16 protein-coding genes are annotated in these 19,457 nt (G+C 70.1%); 5 read left to right on the top strand and 11 right to left on the bottom strand.

Going from position 1 to position 19,457, the window contains the following annotated elements; translation table 11 throughout:
* Positions 1-43: 43 nt before the first annotated feature.
* Entirely contained in the window at positions 44-1,756 is a 1,713-nt protein-coding gene (locus AB0I18_RS05120; RefSeq protein WP_363103977.1) for a PHP domain-containing protein, read from the top strand.
* Positions 1,753-2,253, top strand: a complete 501-nt coding sequence (locus AB0I18_RS05115; protein WP_363103976.1) for a hypothetical protein — start codon at positions 1,753-1,755, stop codon at positions 2,251-2,253. Before AB0I18_RS05120 ends, AB0I18_RS05115 begins: the two co-directional genes overlap by 4 nt.
* On the opposite strand, the gene AB0I18_RS05110 is transcribed toward AB0I18_RS05115, so the two are convergent.
* Complete coding sequence (locus tag AB0I18_RS05110) at positions 2,136-2,894, bottom strand: hypothetical protein (protein ID WP_363103975.1); 759 nt, start codon at positions 2,892-2,894, stop codon at positions 2,136-2,138. The genes AB0I18_RS05115 and AB0I18_RS05110 overlap by 118 nt on opposite strands.
* Positions 2,891-3,607: a hypothetical protein gene (locus AB0I18_RS05105; RefSeq protein WP_363103974.1), complete on the bottom strand. Its 717-nt coding sequence runs from the start codon at positions 3,605-3,607 to the stop codon at positions 2,891-2,893. The genes AB0I18_RS05110 and AB0I18_RS05105 overlap by 4 nt, the downstream gene beginning before the upstream one ends.
* Before the next feature lie 146 nt (positions 3,608-3,753).
* Between AB0I18_RS05105 and AB0I18_RS05100 the strand changes: the two genes are divergently transcribed.
* Positions 3,754-5,061 carry an MFS transporter gene (locus AB0I18_RS05100; protein WP_363103973.1) on the top strand — a complete coding sequence of 436 codons (1,308 nt, stop codon included), beginning with the start codon at positions 3,754-3,756 and terminating at the stop codon, positions 5,059-5,061.
* 40 nt (positions 5,062-5,101) lie between these two features.
* Here AB0I18_RS05100 and AB0I18_RS05095 read toward each other — a convergent pair whose 3' ends face one another.
* From AB0I18_RS05095 to AB0I18_RS05055, 9 genes are all read right to left on the bottom strand, one after another.
* Positions 5,102-5,902, bottom strand: coding sequence for an ABC-2 family transporter protein (locus tag AB0I18_RS05095; RefSeq protein ID WP_363104004.1), 801 nt, complete (start codon positions 5,900-5,902; stop codon positions 5,102-5,104).
* Between the two features lie 22 nt (positions 5,903-5,924).
* The gene (locus tag AB0I18_RS05090) at positions 5,925-6,728 is read right to left on the bottom strand and encodes an ABC-2 family transporter protein (RefSeq protein ID WP_363103972.1); all 804 of its coding nucleotides are present in this window, start codon (positions 6,726-6,728) and stop codon (positions 5,925-5,927) included.
* Between the two features lie 2 nt (positions 6,729-6,730).
* Positions 6,731-7,735: an ATP-binding cassette domain-containing protein gene (locus tag AB0I18_RS05085; protein WP_363103971.1), complete on the bottom strand. Its 1,005-nt coding sequence runs from the start codon at positions 7,733-7,735 to the stop codon at positions 6,731-6,733.
* Between the two features lie 130 nt (positions 7,736-7,865).
* Positions 7,866-10,745, bottom strand: coding sequence for a glycoside hydrolase family 2 TIM barrel-domain containing protein (locus AB0I18_RS05080; protein WP_363103970.1), 2,880 nt, complete (start codon positions 10,743-10,745; stop codon positions 7,866-7,868).
* Between the two features lie 12 nt (positions 10,746-10,757).
* The gene (locus AB0I18_RS05075; protein WP_363103969.1) at positions 10,758-11,654 is read right to left on the bottom strand and encodes a carbohydrate ABC transporter permease; all 897 of its coding nucleotides are present in this window, start codon (positions 11,652-11,654) and stop codon (positions 10,758-10,760) included.
* On the bottom strand, positions 11,651-12,613 hold the full coding sequence (locus AB0I18_RS05070) for a sugar ABC transporter permease (protein ID WP_363103968.1): 963 nt from the start codon (positions 12,611-12,613) through the stop codon (positions 11,651-11,653). Before AB0I18_RS05070 ends, AB0I18_RS05075 begins: the two co-directional genes overlap by 4 nt.
* Before the next feature lie 20 nt (positions 12,614-12,633).
* Positions 12,634-13,899, bottom strand: a complete 1,266-nt coding sequence (locus AB0I18_RS05065; RefSeq protein WP_363103967.1) for a sugar ABC transporter substrate-binding protein — start codon at positions 13,897-13,899, stop codon at positions 12,634-12,636.
* A 185-nt stretch (positions 13,900-14,084) separates the two neighbouring features.
* A complete protein-coding gene (locus tag AB0I18_RS05060) occupies positions 14,085-15,377 on the bottom strand; it encodes an ROK family transcriptional regulator (RefSeq protein ID WP_363103966.1) in 1,293 nt (430 codons plus the stop codon).
* A 223-nt stretch (positions 15,378-15,600) separates the two neighbouring features.
* Positions 15,601-16,845, bottom strand: a complete 1,245-nt coding sequence (locus tag AB0I18_RS05055) for an FAD-binding protein (protein ID WP_363103965.1) — start codon at positions 16,843-16,845, stop codon at positions 15,601-15,603.
* 224 nt (positions 16,846-17,069) lie between these two features.
* Here AB0I18_RS05055 and AB0I18_RS05050 point away from each other — a divergent pair, with 224 nt between their 5' ends.
* The gene (locus AB0I18_RS05050; protein ID WP_363103964.1) at positions 17,070-18,077 is read left to right on the top strand and encodes a hydroxyacid dehydrogenase; all 1,008 of its coding nucleotides are present in this window, start codon (positions 17,070-17,072) and stop codon (positions 18,075-18,077) included.
* 122 nt (positions 18,078-18,199) lie between these two features.
* On the top strand, positions 18,200-19,261 hold the full coding sequence (locus tag AB0I18_RS05045) for a LacI family DNA-binding transcriptional regulator (RefSeq protein WP_363103963.1): 1,062 nt from the start codon (positions 18,200-18,202) through the stop codon (positions 19,259-19,261).
* The last annotated feature ends 196 nt before the right edge of the window (positions 19,262-19,457 follow it).

The raw sequence follows: 19,457 nt of genomic DNA, 5'->3' as shown, positions 1-19,457 counted from the left end.
TACCGCGTGACCGCACCGGTGGCGCCGGACACAGGAGGCCGACATGGGGCACGGGCATCATCACCACCACCATCACGACCACGGCCACACTCACGCTCACGAGGCCGGTACTGCTCTGCCCGCCGCCTTCGACACCTCCGTGCCCGACGAGGCCCTGACCCCCGAGCAGCAGTCGCGCCGCTCCATGCTGCGGCGCGCGGGCCTGCTCGGCGCGGGTCTCGCGGCGACCGGTGTGCTCGGCGGGCAGGCGGGTGCGGCGGCCGCCGCGCAGACGTCGGCCAGTAGCCGCAAGGGCAAGGGCTTCCTCTGGCTGGCCGGTGACCACCACATCCACACGCAGTACAGCAACGACGGCAAGTACCGCGTCGTCGACCAGGTCCGGCAGGGTGCCAAGCACGGCATGGACTGGATGGTCATCACCGACCACGGCAACGTGACGCACGCGAAGATCGGCGTCGAGAAGGTCAACCCGGACATCAAGGAGGCCAGGGCCGCGTACGAGGACACCCTCGTCTTCCAGGGCCTGGAGTGGAACATCCCGGCCGCCGAGCACGGCACCGTCTTCGTGCACCCGGGCAAGAACGAGGTCTCCGTCCTCAAGCAGTTCGAGACCGACTACGACGGCAGCGTGAAGGGCGCCTCCGACTCGACGCCCGCGAACGAGGCGCTCGCCATCGCGGGCCTCGCCTTCCTCTCCGACCAGGTCAGGCGGCGCAAGGTCAAGGACGCCCTGATGCTCGCCAACCACCCCGCGCGGCGCGGCGTCGACTCCCCGCACGAGATCCGCGCCTGGCGCGACGCGACCCCCGCGAGCCACCAGATCGCGGTCGGCTTCGAGGGTGCGCCGGGCCACCAGGCGGGCGGTATCGCCGCGCCGCTCGGTATGGGCCGGGCCCGTGGCATCTACGACAACAACCCGAGCGCCAACTCCTTCGCCGGCTACCCGCCGGAGAGCTACCGCACCTGGGGCGGCTTCGACTGGATGACCTCCACCGTCGGCGGCCTCTGGGACAGCCTCCTCGCCGAGGGCAAGGCCTGGTGGATCACCGCCAACTCGGACTCCCACCAGGTGTACACGGACACCACCAAGCGCGGCGGCCCGGACGCCGACTACACCGCCAACGGCAAGCACACCGACCCCGTATACAGCGGCAGGATCGACCTCACCCAGGGCGACTACTGGCCCGGCCAGTACAGCCGCACCCACGTCGGCTCCGACGGCTTCTCGTACGCCGCGGTCATGGACGGCATACGCGCCGGACGCGTCTGGGTCGACCACGGCCAGCTCATCAGCGGCCTCGACGCACGGCTCACGGGCGGCGGCCGCTGGGCCACCCTGGGCGGCGCCCTGCACGTCAAGAAGGGCACGAACGTCACACTGACGGTGGACGTGTCGCTGGCCAGTGGCGCCAACTGGGCCGGGTTCGTACCCGAGTTGGCCCGCGTGGACGTCATCCAGGGCGATGTCACCGGCAAGGTCTCCGACAAGGACACGTTCACCGCGCCGACGGCCAAGGTCGTCAAGTCGTACGAGGTGAACAAGTCGACCGGCACGGTCCGGATCACGTACTCCCTCGGCCGCGTCGACCGCCCGCTGTACGTCCGGCTGCGCGGCACCGACGGCAACCGCTCGGCAACGGGCCTGATGGGTGCGGTCGTTGACCCCAACGGCCCGGCCATCGACGTCGTCGGCGACGCCGACCCGTGGACCGACCTGTGGTTCTACTCGAACCCCGTGTGGGTCCTGCCCGCGTGAGCCAGTACGTCATCACGGTCGACACGGGTGTACGCGACCTGCGCGCGGCGGACCACCTGCTGCTGGAACTGGCAGCCGAACTCGCCCTTCCCCGGGGTGCGTTCGGGTGCACGCACCTGGTGCGCGGGGAGCGGCCGAGGGTCGTGTTCTCCTTCACGACGGCCTCCGAGGAGCCCGCGCGACGGCTCACGGCCAAGGAGTACGAGGTGACGGCCGGTGCACCCGACGAGGTGGGCCGGGCCGTCGTCTACCCGGGTTCCGACGCCCTGACAGGCACGATGACGGTCGCGGAGCTCCTGTCCGCCTCCGCGATCGACCGCGTCACCGTGCTCGGCTCGCCCGGCGAACCCCCGCCGGACCAGCGGCTCATGACGAGGAGTCACGTACGGCCGCAGTGGCAGACCGGCGAACTCGTCCTGACCGCCATGCCCGCCGCGGGCGGCACGCTGGTCCCGTTCGAGGTCCCGGATCCCACGCCGTGCTGCGCGGACCACTGAGCCGTGCGGCGCTTTGCCGCGGAGATCAGGATCCCGAGCAGCACCGCCAGATCGGCGGCGCCCTCGGCGTCGTCGGCCCAGCGGGTGGCTTGCAGCGGGTGGACCTGGTCGAGGTGGACACCTTCGCGGGCGAGGGTGAAGGCGAGCGCCAGCATGGCCGCGCGGGCGTTGCCGTCCTCGAACGGATGGAAGAACAGGACGTCGAGGTAGGTCCGGGCGGCGCGTGAGGGGAGGGACAGGTCCGGTTGAGTGCTCTCGGACAGGCAGCGCTCGAACCGTGCCCGCGTATCGGGTGTGAGGCCGTAGCGCTCCCGTCCGCCCTTCGCGAAGGCCGGCGCCGTGCGGAAACCGGCAGAGTCCCGACACAGCACCGTCCGCTGCCAGTTCGCCATGAGGGCGAAGCTCAGCAGGCTGCCCTGTTCCGCGTCGGCGAGGGCCAGATCGAGCGCGGTCAGGACCCGCTCGGTCCCTTCGGGGTCGCGGCTGCCGCGGGTGGTGGTGAAGAAGTCCCGGAAGCCGTCACGCGCCGGTGCTCCCGCGGCGTCGGGGCGGGTGCCGTTCCAGCGCGGCCAGGAGATCCGGGGACGAACGCGCAGCCAGTCGGCGAGGGCGTCCTGCCGGTGGCCGGACCCGGACGTCACCGGTTTTCGTCCATGGTCCGGGCGAACCGCGAACTCACCGCGTCGACCGCGACGACGTCCGGTGAGACCCAGCTGCTGAACCGCCCCCCGACCGCGGTTTCCACGATCCTCCGGGCCCGCTCCTCGTCGATGCCGTTGAAGGCGAGGAACCAGCCGAGGACCTGCTCGCAGTGTCCGTACCAGCCGCTCTCGGCCCGCGTCCGGTCGGCCACCACCGTCACCAGCCGCGTGCACGCACGCTCCCAGTGCCAGGGATCAACGGGGGACGAGGACTCGGACGAGGACTCGGACGAGGACGACGGCGGTGCCAAGGCGGCGAACCGCTCCGCCAGATCCTCGATCCAGTCACGCCATTCGAGCAGCCCCGCGACGGCCAGCGGGGCGGTCGCGTCCGCCGTCGTCACGGTGTGGCCGGCACAGCACCACGCGTCGACGACCCCGCCGTCGGTGTCGCCCTCACCCACCGACCAGTTCCAACCGCAGGCCCACCGGCCGTACCGGTCCACCAGCAACTCGCTGATCGGGTTCAGGAACTCGGCGAACGCGTCCATCGAGCCCCACCAGCGGTCTTTGACGGCCTTGGGGGCGGCGTCGGGCAGCAAGGGTGCGACAAGAGCGGCCAATGCCTTCGCCGCGTCCTCGTCCAGCTCGAACGGGTGTCGCGACGGATCCACTTCCGCCCAGGTCAGGGTGCGCGCCCACAGTTCGCTCACCACGCCACTCTGCCGTGCGCGGCCGTACGAACGCCAACCCATTTCTGCCGGGCGGATCGCCCGGGCGGCATTCGACTCCCCGAGCCGCCCGTTTAGGCTGATCGCTTCAGGACCGGGGCAAGGGGGCTGCGTGGTGCGGGAGTTGTATGTCAACGGAACCTGAATCCGCTGCCGCCGCCGGTGAGTCGGCTGTGGGCGAGCCGCTGCCGCACGGCGCACGTCCGTTGCGGCGGGACCGGAACTTCGGTGTCTTCTGGGCGGCGCAGACCTTGTCCGTCCTCGGGGATTCCTTCGCCCTGATCGCGCTGCCGCTGCTCGTGCTGCACGCCACCGGGTCCGTCGCGCAGATGGGTCTGCTGACCGCCGTCGGCGGGGCAGCGGCGGTCGTGTCCGGGGTCTTCGCCGGGGTCGTGGTGGACCGGGTGGACCGCAGGAAGCTGCTCATCGGCTGCGACCTCGTCCGCATGGTGCTGTACGCGGTCATTCCGCTGGTCTGGATCTTCGGGCAGCAGATCTGGCTGCTCTACGTGATCCTGCCGCTGTGCGAGGCGGTCGGCATGCTGTTCTCCGTCGGGTACGTCACCGTCGTCCGGAACCTGGTCGGCGCGGAGCGGATCACCGAGGCCAACGGCAGGCTGAACGCGACCGCGGCGGCGGCCGGGGTGGTCGGTCCGGTGTGCGCGGGCCTCGTGGCGGCGTGGTCGGGGCCCGCGGCCGCCGTCGGCGTGGACGCGGCGAGCTTCGGTGTGTCGGCCGTCTGTATCGGCTTCGTACGGTTCAAGGGCGGCACACATCCCGCGAGGGGAGCCGCCGCGGTCCGGCAGCGGCTGGGAAAGGACCTGCTCGCCGGGGCGTCCTTCCTCTTCCGGCACCCGGTGCTGCGGGTCCTGACCGTCCTGCTGTCCTTCTTCAGCTTCCTGACGCTCGGTCTGAACGACCTGCTCATCTACCACCTCAAGCACGACCTCGGCCGGGACGACGGCACGGTCGGCACCGTCTTCGCGGCCGGTGCGCTCGGCACGATCGCCGGAGCCCTTCTCGTGGCCCCGGTGCGCCGCAGACTCGGCTTCGGCCGGACCTGGATCGGCGCCGTGGCCGTCTGCGCGTTCGCGCTGGCGGGCGTGGGCTGGTCCGGCAGCGTGCCGGCCGTCGCCGCCCTGACCGCGGTCTTCCTGGGCTGCACCAGCGTGGCGGGTACCTGCTCCATGTCCCTGCGCCAGGAAGTGACTCCCGAGCACCTGCTGGGGCGGGTCACCTCCGCGTTCTGGACCATCCACTACTCGGCGGCCCCGGTCGGCGCGGCCGTTCTCACATGGGCCGCCCAGCGCCACGGCACAGCGGCGGTGGGCGCGGTCGCCGGTGTGTGCTGCCTGCTCATCGCCGTACTGGCACTGTTCACCCCGGTACGCCTGGCACGCCCGGAGAGATCACCCGGGTCATCCGGACCGGCCTGACCCGGGTCTCGATGGCGCCGCCGTGCTCAGACAGAGGCGCTCAGCCGTTCACCCCGGTGTAGTGCCGCAGACTCCACCTCCACAGCTGCCGGGAGCCCAGATACGCCACCGCGCCCAGTAGTGGGGACGCGGCCGCCAGCCAGTACGGCACGCCGGAGTTGTCCCCGTGCCCGGTCAGGACCGCGGCCGGGAAGTAGGCGACGAAGGCGAGCGGGAGGCCGAAGGTGAGGAAGCCGCCGACCGCCTTCGGGAGGACGTTGAGCGGATAGCTGCCGAACGTGCCGAGCAGCTCCTCCAGCCAGCGGCCCCAGTAGTCGGCGGCCGGGAAGCGCACGGAGGCGCACGCCACCACCGTGAACAGGGCCGCCTCCAGAAGCATCCCGCCGAGCACGCAGACGACGAGGTACGTGATCCGGCCCGCGGTCCAGTCCAGGTCGCTGCGGCTCAGCGCGCCCACCATCAGGCCCACCGCCACGGTCAGGTCACCGATCGCGTTCGTGGGGAAGTAGGCGAGCTGGAGCTGGCGGTAGACCGGCATCGGGCGGACGAGATACGTGTCGATCACGCCCTCCTGGATGTGCCGGCCGACCCCGTGCACCCGCCCGAGGAACAGCACGAACAGCCCGTGGGCCAGCATCCGGATCGCCGCGATCAGCAGGACGTCCGCGCTGTCCCAGCCGCCCATCCCGGTGAACCGGGTGAGCAGCACGGTCGCGAACACGATCACCGACACCTGCCAGACCGCACCGATCGCGATCATCATCAGGAACTCGGACCGGTACTCCAGCTGCGCGCGGAAGTTGAGACGCGTGATCCGCCACGCGACACGAAAAGCCTGCAAGGCCTGCGACGACATGTCGGCCTCAGCCTCCCTGCGAGATCACGCGCCGGGCCGCCCGCCGCCACAGCAGCCGGGTGAGCAGCGCGAGGGCCACCACCCAGACGGCCTGCAGGGCCAACTGCGGTGCGGCGTCGGACAGTTCGATACGGCCCACGTACAGCGAGAGCGGCACGCTGAGCGTCGCCTGGAACGGCAGGAAGGCGCTCATGGTGATGAACCAGTCGGGGAAGAACCACAGCGGCGCGTACACCCCGGACAGGAGGTTCTGCGCGAAGATCAGGATCAGCATCGCGGCGCCGTTGCGGAGCGTCCAGAAGCACAGCTGGTCGATGGCGAGCATCACGTAGTAGAGGACCCACTGGCCGAGCAGCGCGCTCACCGCGAACACCCCTGCCACCGCCGCCGACTCGGGCGGCTCCACGACCCTCACCGCCAGACAGACCGCGTATCCGGCGAGCACCCACACCAGCCCGTACAGCTGCTCGCCGAGGGCCCGGAGCGCGTAGTAGCGCTGGGGTGCCATCGGGCGCAGATACCAGTAGACGATCGTGCCGAACTGCATGTGCTGGAGCACGGTGTCCCGGCCCGCGTACTGGTCCAACTCCCTTATTCGAGTGGCCAGTACGGCCAGAACGGCATACGTGACCGCCTGCTCGCGGGACAGGCCCGCGGTCGTGCCCGTGGCCGCGTACAGGCCCTGCCACAGCGAGGCCACGAGGACCATCTGCACGGTGAGCCGCAGCAGGGCCGCGGTCATCCGGGGCGGGGTGTGGAGTTCGCCGAGCGGGGTGACACGAGTGACCCGCCAGGCGTTCAGGACGGCCATGGTCACTCGCTCCCCGCCTGGGCGTACGCGGCCCGCATCACGTCCTCCAGGTCGGCCTCGTCCAGCGCGATGTCGGTCACCTCGTACCGCTCGATGACCTGCTTCAGGGCCTGGTGGACGGTGGGAGCCGTGGCCGCCTCCGGTTCCTCCGGGCCGAAGACGACCTGCGGGCCCTCCCGCCGCAGCAGCGTGATCCCCGGCAACGACCCCACGGACGCGTGCGGATCGGCGAGGGTGGCCCGCACCTGCCAGGTCGAGCCGAACTTCCGGCGGATCTCGTCCAGCGAGCCGTCCAGGACGAGCCGGCCGTGGTTGATCAGGACGACCCGCTCGGCGAGCCGCTCGACCTCCGTCATGTCGTGCGTGGTGAGCAGTACCGTCCGCCCGCGCTCCTCCACCTGGTACCGGAGGAACTCGCGCACCTGCTCCTTGACCACCACGTCCATCCCGATGGTCGGCTCGTCGAGGAACACCACCGGCGGATCGTGCAGCAGCGCGGCGGCCAGGTCGGAGCGCACCCGCTGGCCGAGCGAGAGATGCCGTACGCGTGTGTCCCAGAACGAGGAGAGGTCGAGCAGTTCGTCGAACTCGCCCAGCCTGGTGCGGTGTTCGGCGTCCGGCACGTCGTAGATGTCCCGCAGGATCGCGAAGGACTCCCGCACCGGGAGGTCCCACCAGAGCTGGGTGCGCTGCCCGAACACGGCACCGATGTTGCGGGCGTTGCGCTCGCGCTCCAGGTACGGGACCACGCCCGCGACCCGCGCCTCGCCGGCCGTGGGGGTGAGGATGCCGGTGAGCATCTTGATGGTGGTGGACTTGCCCGCGCCGTTCGGGCCGAGCAGGGCCAGGAGTTCACCGGGGGCGACGTCGAAGGTGATGTCGGAGACGGCCTCCTTGGCGACCCGCTCCGGATTGACGAGGGACCGCACCGCGCCCATGAAGCCGGGGCGGCGCACGGTGGTGTGGAAGGTCCGGGACAGGCCACGGACCTCGATACTGCCGCTCACGTCGGGAACTCCCTTGCAGGGCACGTGAATCGCGGCCGGTCGGCGGGGAGCCGACCGGCCGCTGAGGACATCACGACGGTGTCAGAATGTCGATCAGTCGGGCAATGGATTAATCGATCAGTGAGTTGGACTAATCCGCCACCGAGAAGACGAACGAGAACTCCGTCGGCTCGGCCCGCAGGAAGTACTGCGGCAGTACGCCAGGACCGCACGACTGCGAACCGATGCCGTGCTGGCCGTGGTCGAGGTTGACCCAGACCGTGTCGCCGGGTGTCAGGTCGGTCAGATGCTCGGCGGCGTCCAACTGCTCGTTGGTCCAGCGGCGGGCGCTGAACCAGAACTCCGGTTCGCCGTCGACCCTGAGACCGTCGAGCTCCACCCAGCGGACGTCGGCGCGGGCGCCGTTCTCCTGCGGACGGACGTACGGCGTCTGGAGGTCGTCGATGTCCGTGTGCCACGCAAGGTGCTTCGCCGCGGTCTTGGTGTCCGGGTACGCCTCGCCGAGACTGCCGAACCAGACCGCGGACTCCGTGGCCGCCGGCAGCCCGAAGCGGACGCCGAGACGGGGCAGCGGCACCTTCCAGTCGCCCTCGGGAGCGACCGAGACGGTGAGGCGCAGTCGCGTTCCGTCGGACGTCCACCGGTACACCGTGCGCAGGCCCACCTCGCGGGCGGCGGGCGCCACCCGGGTCCGTACGGTCAGCGCGTCGCCGTCCGACTCCACGCCGTCGAGCCGGTGTCGCATGCGGTGCAGGCCCAGTTGCCGCCACAGCACGCCGTACCGGGTGTCGTCCTGCCAGGACGCGCCCTCGTCGTTGTCGGTGGTGGCGCGCCACACGTCCAGGCGCAAATCGGTAATGTCCACCCCGGCGAAGGACCGCAGGTCACCGGTGCGGGCGTCGAAGACGGCCGGGCCGAGCGTGATCCGGTCGCCGTCGGCCGCGGGACGGGCACCGGTGGCCGCCGGAAGGGGGCCGCGGGGCGTGACGGTCCGCTGTGTCCACGCGACCTCGTGGCCCCGGCCCGCCCAGGGGGTGTCCGCGGTGAGCAGCGCGCGGACGGTCCACTGGACCTCCTCGCCGTCGCCGTCGGGCGCGGGCGCGGGCGCGGGCAGCTTGACCTCCGCCGACTCACCGGGTGCGAGCGGTGGCACGGTGAGCGTGTGCGCGCCCGTGGGGTCTCCGTCCACCTGGTACGAGAACTCGAACTCGAGGTGCGAGAGATCGCCGAAGTCGTACGCGTTCGTCACCCGCACGGTGCCGTCCGGGCCGTCGCCCTCGATCCGGACCGGCTCGATGACCTTCTTGTACTCGACGAGCCCCGGCGACGGCTTCCGGTCCGGGAAGAGCAGCCCGTCGCAGACGAAGTTCCCGTCGTGCAGCTCCTCGCCGAAGTCACCGCCGTACGCGAAGCCGTACCGCTCGTCCTTGACGCCGTGGTCGATCCACTCCCAGATGAAGCCGCCCTGGAGCCGGTCGTGCGCCTCGAAGATCCGCTGATAGTCGGCGAGCCCGCCGGGGCCGTTGCCCATGGCGTGCCCGTACTCGCACTGGATGAAGGGCAGTTGGCGGCGCTTGAGCGGGCCGCCGTCCAGGCCCCGGCCGATCCGCTCGACCTCGGCGTGGTCGGCGTACATCCGCGAGTACATGTCCGTGTCGCGGCAGTCCCAGTCGCCCTCGTAGTGGATGAGCCGCGATGCGTCCCGGCCGCGGATCCACTCGGCCATGGCGGTGAGCCCGCGCCCGGTTCCGGCCTCGTTGCCGAGGGACCAGATGACGATCGACGGGTGGTTCTTGTCGCGCTCGACCATGCGGGACGCCCGGTCGAGCAGCGCCGGGGTCCAGCGGTCGTCGTCCACCGGGTTGTCGCGCCAGGCCTGCTCGCTGAAGCCGTGGGTCTCCAGGTCGCACTCGTCGATGACCCACAGCCCGTACTCGTCGCACAGGTCGAGGAAGGCCGGGTGCGGCGGATAGTGGGAGGTGCGCACGGCGTTGATGTTGTACCGCTTCATGAGCAGCACGTCCTGGCGCATGGTCTCCAGGTCCAGGGCGCGGCCCCGCTCGGGGTGCCACTCGTGCCGGTTGACGCCCTTGAAGAGGACCGCCTTGCCGTTGACCTTGATCAGGCCGTCCTCAAGCGCGACCGTACGGAAGCCGATGCGCAGCGGCACCCGCTCGCCCTCCGTGACCAGCGTCCCGTCGTACAGCCGGGGCGTCTCGGCGGTCCACGGCTGGACCGGCACGGTCACGGACTCGCCGGTCGCGACATCGATGTCCAGCTCGGGCACGAGGACCCGGCCGTCGACGTCCGAGTCGACGCGCAGGGTCCCGGCGCCTTCGAGATGGTCGTACGACGAGTGCGTGAAGAAGTCGAGCGCGCTGCCCGCGGGCCGGTGAAGCAGCGTGACGTCCCGGAAAATGCCCGGCAGCCACCACTGGTCCTGGTCCTCCAGGTACGAACCCGCCGACCACTGGTGGACACGGACGGCGAGCACGTTCCCCGTCGGCTTCAGCAGCTGCCCCACCGCGAACTCGTGCGGCAGCCGGGACCCCTTGAACTCACCGATGTCCGTGCCGTTGAGCCACACCCGGGCACAGGACTCGACCCCGTCGAACCGGAGGACCGCGCCCCCGCCCGAAGACGAGGAGGCGGGCCAGCCGTCCGGCAGGTCGAAGACCCGCAGATGGTCACCGGTCGGGTTCTCCGTCGGCACCCGGGGCGGGTCGACCGGGAAGGGGTAGAGGTGGTTGGTGTAGATCGGCGAGCCGTACCCCTGGAGCGGCCAGTGGCCGGGGACCGACACCTCGGCCCAGCCCCCGGCGTCGTACCCCTGTGCCGCGAAGGAGTCGTCCTCGGCGTCGGCGGTCGGCGACAGCCGGAAACGCCAACTGCCGTTCAGCGAAAGGGAAGCGGCGTCCGAGGACGCGTACCACGCCCGGGGCGGCAGCGCGCCGCTCCCGGGCGAGACATCCTCGACGTAGTCGACGGAAGAGGTGGTGCGGAGGGACATCGGTCTCCTAGGTCAGCCCTTGATGCCGGTCTGCGCGACCCCCTGCACCAGCCAGCGCTGGAGGAAGAGGAACACGAGCACCAGGGGCAGGATCGAGATGGCGGTGGCCATGAAGATCAGGTGGAAGTTGACGGTCTGGTTGGTCATGTACGAGGAGAGCGCGACCTGCACGGTCCACGCCTCCTGGTCCTGGCCGATGACCAGCGGCCACAGGAAGGCGTTCCAGCCGCTGATGAAGGTGATGGTGGCGATCGCGGCGAAGAAGTTCAGCGAGTTGGGCACGACGATGCGCCAGTACGCACCCCAGTACCCGAGCCCGTCCACGCGCGCCGCCTCCTCCAGCTCCTTGGGGAACCCCAAGAAGTACTGCCGGAACAGGAAGCAGGTGAAACCACTGAAGAGCCCCGGAACGATGAGACCTTGCATACTCGACACCCAGCCGAGTGACGAGACCAGCACGAAGCTCGGTACGAAGGTCACCGCGGCCGGGACCATCAGGGTCACCAGAACCGCGTAGAAGATCTTGTTCGCGTGCTTGTACGGGATCCGGGCGAGGCCGTAGCCCGCGAGCGAGCAGACCAGCAGCGTGCCGACGGTGTGCAGGACGCCGACGACCGTCGAGTTCCACAGGGACTGGGCGAACGGGACCGTCGGGTCGTCGAACAGCTCCGTGATGTTGCCCCACTGGATGTCCGTGGGGAAGAACTGCCAGTCCTCGCCGGTGATCTCGGCGTCCGTGGAGAGGGCGTTGCGGACGATCAGGTAGAAGGGGACCAGGAAGAGCAGGGCGCAGATGCCGGTCGCGATGTAGAGACCGGCGGAGCCGAGGACCCCACGCCGGTCGCGCCTGCGCTCGCGCTTCTTCTGAGGCTCCGCGTCGGTCTTGCGGGTTTCCATGAGGGTCGTCACTTGGTCTCCTCCCCCCTTCCGAAGCCCATGAACTTGCCCTGGAGCATCGTCACCATGCAGATCAGCAGGGTCAGGATGACCGCTCCCGCGCTGCCGGCGCCGTAGTCCTGGTCGTCGCCCAGGGCGGTGTAGTAGAGCTCGACGAGGGGCGGGCGGCCCCAGGTCGTCTTGGAGAGGAGGTTGAAGAACTCGTCGAACGCCTGGTACGCGGCCACCAGGAGCAGCAGGATCACCGCCGTCGACGTGGCCCGCAGCTGGGGCAGCGTGATGTAGCGGAAGGTCTGCCAGCCCGGCTTGGCGCCGTCGATCGCGGCGGCCTCGTAGAGCTCCGACGGGATGTTCTGCAGCGCGGCCAGGAAGAGGATCATGTAGAAGCCGGCCTGGAGCCACAGTCGGACGGTGACGATGACCAGCCAGTACCAGGGCGGGTTGGGGTCGGCCAGCCAGGCGACGTTCTCGATCCCGAACACGTTGAGGATGGTGTTCATCAGACCGAAGCGGACACCGCTGAAGATGGACATCTTCCAGATCAGCGAGGCGGCGACGAAGCTGCACGCGGTCGGCAGGAAGAAGACGGACCGGAAGAACGCCTTCATGAACCGCAGCCGGTGCACCATCAGCGCGAGGCCGAGCGACAGTGCCCAGGTGACCGGCACGATGATCACGGCGAAGACGGTGAAGGTGACGAGCGACTTGGTGAAGTCGCCGTTCGTCAGCATCAGCTTGTAGTTGTCGAAGCCGATGAACTTGTCGGGCGTGACCGTGTAGCGCGCCTCGAAGAAGCTGAGCCAGACACTCCACCCGATGGGGATGTAGACGAAGATCACCAGGCCGATGAGGAACGGGCCGGTGAAGAGCCAGAAGTTGAGCGTGCTGCCGTGCAGACCCCGCCGCGGCTTGGTCTTGGAGACCTTGGCCGGGGCGGGGCGCGTGGCATCGCGCGTCGTGGTGGTCGACATCTCGATACCTGTCCGTCGGCCTATCCGAAGAGCTTCGTCAGCTCGCGGTTGACCTTCTTGTCCGCGGCGTCGAGGGCCTTCTCCGGGTTCGTGCCCTTGCGGACCGACTCGGCGATCACATCTTCGAGCGCGGTGATCATCGCCTGGGTCCAGGAGATGTTGTCGAAGCGCCCGTAGTCGGTGAAGAGCTTGACGCCCTCAGCGGGCAGACCCGACTTCAGCTTCTCGGCGGACTCGGCGATCGACTTGCGCGGCGGGATGTGGAAGCCGTAGCTGAGCGCCCAGTCCTCCTGGTACTCCTTCTGGTCGATCCAGAGCCACTTCACGTACTCCTTGGCCAGGTCGACGTTCTTGCCCTTGGCGTTGACGAACATCGACCAACCGCCGTTGTACACCGCGGGCTTGGCGCCGGAGGCGGCCGACGGGAAGGGGAATATCCCGAGGTCGTCGCCGAGGGCCTTCTGCATCACGGGCATGGCCCACATGCCGCACCACTGGATCGCGGCCAGGCCCTGGACCAGGGCGGAGGGGTCCCAGTAGTCGGCGGGGGCGTCAAGGAGCAGGTGGCCGCTGGTGAACATCTTGCGGTACACCCTCAGCGCCTCGGCCACGTCGTCGGTGTGGTAGGCGATCTCGTTCTTGGCGTTCAGCTGGTCGGCGCCGGCCGCCCAGACCAGGGCGTAGTTCGTCGACACCATGTTGTTGCCGATGAACAGGCCCTTGACCTTGTCGGTGGTGAGCTTGGCGGCGGCCTCGGCGAGCTCTTCGAGGGTCTGGGGGACGCCCACGCCCGCCTTCTCCAGCAGCGACTTGCGGTAGAAGAAGAACTGCGGGTCGTCGATCATCCGGACGCCGTAGACCTTGCCGTCGACCGTGTGCGACTTGATGTCGGCCGGGTTGAAGTCGTCCTTGACCGGATTGATGATGTCGTCCAGCGGCGCCACCTGACCGCTCTCGATCAGCTGGAGCTGAGGGTGGAACTCGAAGACGTCCGGCGCGTTGTCGGTGAGCAGCGACGAGAACAGCTTGCTCTCGAAGTTGTTGCCGGTGATCCACTGGGTGGTCACGCGGGCGTCGTCGTAGGCCTTCGCGTACCTCTTGATGGCCTCCTGCGTGCCGGCCTCGCCGTACGCGTGGAAGTACTGCGTGAGGGCCTTGCCCGAAGAACCCCCGCCCTCCCGGCCGGTGTTGCCCCCGCACGCGGCCAGCGGGCCGAGGGCGGCGAGCCCGGCGGTGGCTCGCAGTACGGATCGACGGTTCCAGTTGCTGTTGCTCAGTGCCGACATGCTGACGTCCTTGTCTTGAGTACGGCTTGGGTAGCTGCGGCTCGAAATCGCGGTGCGGTGCGGGACGTTAACCTTCGGCTAATGCTTCGGCAAGGGGTTGGACGAAGCCTGTTCGAAGTGTTGTGGAGCGTCCGGGATACCGGACATGGGAGACGTGCGAGCGCCTCGTTCAGGCGGGGAAGAAGTCAGGAAGGCGGTGCTGTTCGGGTCGTCGCGGGGGAGACGCGACGCAGAGCGGCCCTGTCGCCTCCGGGTCTCCGCGGGTCGGCCCTGGAGCCGCCGGGTTTCTGGCCGGCCGAGGAGAGGGCTCCCTCAAGCGCGAACGTCGCGGCGCCCAGGCAGGCCGGATCGGTGGGGATGAGGGAGAGCACGATCTCGGTGGCGGCCAGCGGCCGCGGCAGCGCGTGCCGGGCGACGGCCTCGCGCACCTCGGCGAGCAGCGGCTCGCCGAGGGTGGCCGCGACCCAGCTGCTGAGCACGACCACCTCGGGGTTGAACAGGTTGACCAGGTCGGCGATACCGGCGCCGAGGTAACGGGCGGTGTCACGGACCACCTTGAGCGCCACCGGGTCGTGTTCGAGCGTCGCGCGGGCCAGCGCGTCGATGGTGGCCGTCTGGTCCTCGGGGTGCAGCAGCGCGCTGTCCGGGCTGAGCTCCCGCAGGTTCAGCATGATGCCGGGCGCGCCGACGTACGTCTCCACGCAGCCGTGGTTGCCGCAGTGGCACAGCCGTCCGTCCAGGACGATCGTGGTGTGGCCCCATTCGCCGGCGCTGTTGCTCACCCCCCGGTGCAGCCCGCCGCCCAGCACGAGCCCGGCGCCCACCCCGGTCCCGAGGTTGACCACCACGGCGTCCCCGCGCCCGCGCGCGGCCCCGAACCACAGCTCGGCCACCGCGACGGCACGCAGGGAGTTGTCCAGGTACAGGGGGTAGGCGATGTGGCCGGTGAGGAGGTCGAGCAGCGGCACGTCGTGCCAGTCCGAGTTGGGCGCGTACTCCGAGATCCCGGTGGCCCGGTCGACCTGCCCCGGCACGCTCACCCCGACGCCGAGCACCCGCGCGCCCTCGATCCCGGCCTGCGCGACCACCGACCCGACGGCGGCGGCCACATGGCCGACCACCTGCTCCGGCAGGCTCTCCCCGGGGCGCATCTCCACGGCGGCGCGGGCCAGCACGTTCAGCGCGAGGTCGAACAGCTCGACGCGTACGTACGTCTCCGCCAGATCGACGCCGATCAACGCGCCCCCCGACGCGTTGACGGCCACGAGCCCCCGCGGGCGGCCACCCGCGGAGTCCTCGAACCCGACCTCCGTCAGCATCCCGAGGTCGAGCAGCTCACCGACCAGCGTGGCGACCGTGGCGAGACTCAGCCCGGTCGCGGCCGCCAGCTCCTGCCGGGACGTGGGCGAGTGGGCGATGATCTGGCGCAGCACCCCGTAGCGGTTCGCGGTGCGAATGTCACGTGACGTGCGCTTCACCAGAATGTGCCCCCTCGGTCCCTCAGGCCATGGCGGAACCCACGGGGCCCCGGCGCGGCGCAAGGCTATGACCCGCGAGGACTTTCGACAAGGGGTTAGGAAAGGGGCTTTACAAAGTCTCCGGCGCTCGCGGCGGGACAACTGCCGATCACGCGGACCGCCACCCGCCGATCCCGCGAGCTGTCACCCGCCAGGAGCCGTCACCCGCCCGTCGTCTGCGCCCTCACCCGCCGAGCACCTCGCCGACGAACGCGTTACGGAACGTGCCCGCTGGGTCCAACTCCTCGGCCAGGGCCCTGAATTCACCGATCCGCGGGTAGCGCCCGCGCACCACGGCCGGCGGCACGGTGAACACCTTGCCCCAGTGCGGCCGCGGATCGAAGGGCGCGAGCGCCTCCTCCAACCGCTGCACCACGGGCAGCACGGCCGCCGTGTCCTCGACCCAGGTGAAGTGGAAGGCCACGGTGTCGCGCCCGTACGAGGGGCTCAGCCACTGCCGGTCGGCGGCGACCGTGCGGACCTCGCAGATCTGCAGCACCGGCGCGATCGACTCACGGATCCCGTCGACGGCGCGCAGGGCGTCGAGGGCGTACGTGCGCGGCAACAGGTACTCCGACTGGAGTTCGGCGCCGCTGCTCGGCGTGAACTCGGGCCGGAAGTGCGGCAGCCGCTCGTGCCAGGGCCCCGGCACACCGAACTGCTGGGTGCAGTTGACCGCCGGCATGCCCGGCACCGGGTGCATGGCCTCGGTGGCGGGCGCGGCCCACGGGAAGCCGTCCCACGGCTGGTCCGCGCGCTGCTTGACCCACGCCTGGACGAAGCCGGACTGCCGCCAGTCGGTGAACAGACTCACGCTGTACGCCGACGCCGACACCGCCTCGAAGTCCAGTTCCGCGAGCGGGAACCCGGTGAACACATGCTGGGCGACCTCGAAGTCGGGCTCCAGGTCCAGGGTGAGCGCGGTGACGACACCGAGTGCGCCCAGGGCGGTCACGGACCCGTCGAAGCGCTCGTCACCCCGACCGATGGCGAGGGTCGATCCGTCGGCGAGGACCAGCTCGACCTCCCGTACGGCCGAGGCCAGCGAGCCGTTGGCGTTGCCCGAACCGTGCGTGCCCGTGGCCACCGAGCCCGCCACCGAGATGTGCGGCAGCGAGGCCATGTTGGGCAGCGCGAACCCGTGCCTGTGCACCACCCGTGCCAGCTCCGCGTACCGCACTCCGCCCGCCACCCGGACGGTACGGGCCGCCGCGTCCACCTGCACCGACGGCGGCAGCGCGGTCAGCGAGAGCAGCGTGCCCCCGCTGCCCGGATCGGCGATCTCGTTGAACGAGTGCCCACTGCCGAGCACCCGCACCCGCTCACTCCGCGCGACGAGGGCCCGGAGCGCGTCGAGCGAATGCGGCCGGTGCAGCTCCTTGGCGGAGTACGTGATGTTGCCCGCCCAGTTGGTCAGCGGCTCTGCCATCGGTCGACCCTCCCGTTGAAGTCTCCATGGCCGGCAGGACCGGCCACGGATGGAAGCTACCTTGGCCGCGCCCCTTCAGGGGCGCGGGGAACTGCGCGACCAGCCACAACGAACCCGCAGAAACAAACGACCCGAAGAACCCGTCCATTGACCCCCTCCACCCCGACATCTACCGTAGAGACCGGTTGCTATCCACGAACTCACCAAGCCGGAAGGCTCCTCCCTTGCCCGACCGCCCCCTGGCACTGTTCGCCATGACCCCCGAGAACGTGCCCCAGATCTTCCCACCGGAGGTACTGGCCCGCCTGCGTGACGCGGTAGAAATCGATCCCACTCTGGTGGTCGAGGACTTCACCGACCCCCGCGTACGGGACGCGCTCGCCGAGGCCGAGATCCTGATCACCGGCTGGGGCTGCCCCCGCATCGACGAGACCGTGCTGGACGCGGCCCCGAAACTGCGGGCCGTGCTGCACGCGGCGGGCTCGGTCAAGGGACTCACCGCACCCGCCGTCTGGGAGCGCGGGCTCGTCGTGTCGTCGGCGGCCGGCGCCAACGCGCTGCCCGTGGCCGAGTACACGCTCGCGATGATCCTGCTCGCCGGCAAGGACCTCTTCGCCCACCGCGACCGCTTCCGCGCCCAGCGCGCCTTCCCGTACGGGGAGATCGTCCAGGGCGTCGGCAACTTCGGCCGCCGCGTGGGCGTCGTCGGAGCCTCCCGCATCGGACGGCGGCTCATCGAACTGCTGCGCCCCTTCGACCTGAGGGTGAGCCTCGCCGACCCGTACGTGACCGAGGCGGAGGCCGCCGCACTCGGCGTACCCCTGCTGCCGCTCGACGACCTGCTGCGCACCAGTGACATCGTGACCGTCCACGCCCCGCAGACCCCCGAGACCCACCACCTGATCGGTCGCCGCGAGCTCGCCCTGATGCCCACGGGGTCCGTGCTCATCAACACGGCACGCGGCGCCCTCCTCGACCACGACGCGCTCATCGACGAGCTGCGCGCCGACCGGCTCGGCGCGATCCTCGACGTCACGGACCCGGAGCCGCTGCCGGCCGACTCGCCGCTCTTCGACCTGCCGAACGCGTTCATCACGCCACACCTCGCGGGCTCGCAGGGCAACGAGGTGGCCAGGCTCGGCCTCACGGTCGCGGAAGAGGCCGAACGACTGCTGTCCGGACGGGAGTTGGCCCACGGAATCGACCAGACGGCGCTGGAGCGCACGGCATGAGCCCGCACCTTCCCGGTCACCTTCCAATACGCGGTGCCCGTCCCGTGCGGGGAGCGCGGCGCCCGGCTCGTCCCGGGCGTCTCGTAGGGTGACGTGCACCAATGCGGGGAGGGAGCCGAGCGGTGGCCAAGAAGACGGAGCCCGAGGCGAGCAGGGACGCGTCCACGGTCAGGGACGTCGCCGCGCGGGCGGGGGTCTCCGCCTCGACCGTCTCCCGCGTCCTGGGCGGCACCTACCCGGTCGCCGCGAGCACCCGCGGCAGGGTGCTCAAGGCCATCCGGGACCTCGACTACGTGGTCAACGCGCACGCCCGCGCGCTGGGCGGCTCGACGAACAAGACCGTGGCGTTCGTCGTCGACGACGTCACCGGGCCCTTCTACGCGCACATCGCGCGCGGCGTCGAGGAGCAGGCGTCGGCCGAGGGCAGGCTCTGCATGCTGTGCACCACGCACGGTGATCCGCAACGGGTTCTCGCCGTGGTGGAGACGATGCGCGAGCAGCGCGCGGACGCCGTGATCGTGGTCGGCGGTGCCTGGGAGGACAAGGCGTACCAGGACCGTATGACGCACTTCGCGCACGCCCTGGACCGGGTGGGCTCGCGGCTCGTGCTGGTGGGCCGGCCGCCGCTCGGCCCGGGTGTGCCGGCCACGGTCGTCGACTACGACAACGAGGGCGGCGCCTTCGCGATGACCACGCACCTGCTGTCGGCGGGACACCGGAGCATCGCCTACGTGGGCCGGACGCCCGCCCTGTCCACCAGCAGCCAGCGCATCAGCGGCTTCACCCGGGCTCATGAACTGCTGGGTCTTACCCCGGATCCCGAACTGATCCTGGACGGTCCCTTCACCCGCTCGTACGGCTATCAGGGCGCCCGTGAACTCCTCGCCTCGGGGCGGAAGTTCACCGCCGTGTTCGCGGGCACGGACATGGTCGCGGCGGGCGTGATCCAGGCCCTGCGCGAGGCCGGGCGGCGGATCCCCGACGACGTGGCCGTCGCGGGATACGACGACATCCCGGTCGCCAAGGACGTCTATCCGTCGCTCACCACCGTCAACATTCCGCAGGAGGAGCTGGGCCGGGCGGCCGTGCGGCTGGCGCTGCACCGCGAGGAGCTTCCTGACAGCCAGCATCTGGTGCTTGGCACGCATGTGGTGTTGCGGGACTCCACGCGGCGCTCGGCTTAGGCCGGTTCGTAGGCTGCGGGCCGGTTGGGGCTGGTCGCGCAGTTCCCCGCGCCCCTAAAAGGGGCGCATCGCTGCCCCTTTTCCAGCAACCGGTCTCTCGTAGGACGGCTGGCTGCCGTGTCAGCGGTTGTCGGTTCGAAATCTCGCGCAGACCTGGGGGATTGTGGAATCGAGCGCATCAATTTCGGTACGACGT

The sequence above is a fragment of the Streptomyces sp. NPDC050704 genome, assembly GCF_040654355.1.
In the GTDB taxonomy this organism is placed as follows: domain Bacteria; phylum Actinomycetota; class Actinomycetes; order Streptomycetales; family Streptomycetaceae; genus Streptomyces.
Note: the sequence above shows the minus strand (reverse complement) of the source record. Positions and strands in the feature narration are given on the sequence as shown.

Coding starts and splice junctions, on each gene's coding strand:
- AB0I18_RS05120 (WP_363103977.1), top strand. CDS start 44: ATGGGGCACGGGCATCATCACCACCACCATCACGACCACGGCCACACT.
- AB0I18_RS05100 (WP_363103973.1), top strand. CDS start 3,754: ATGTCAACGGAACCTGAATCCGCTGCCGCCGCCGGTGAGTCGGCTGTG.
- AB0I18_RS05090 (WP_363103972.1), bottom strand. CDS start 6,728: ATGGCCGTCCTGAACGCCTGGCGGGTCACTCGTGTCACCCCGCTCGGC.
- AB0I18_RS05080 (WP_363103970.1), bottom strand. CDS start 10,745: ATGTCCCTCCGCACCACCTCTTCCGTCGACTACGTCGAGGATGTCTCG.
- AB0I18_RS05070 (WP_363103968.1), bottom strand. CDS start 12,613: ATGTCGACCACCACGACGCGCGATGCCACGCGCCCCGCCCCGGCCAAG.
- AB0I18_RS05065 (WP_363103967.1), bottom strand. CDS start 13,899: ATGTCGGCACTGAGCAACAGCAACTGGAACCGTCGATCCGTACTGCGA.
- AB0I18_RS05055 (WP_363103965.1), bottom strand. CDS start 16,845: ATGGCAGAGCCGCTGACCAACTGGGCGGGCAACATCACGTACTCCGCC.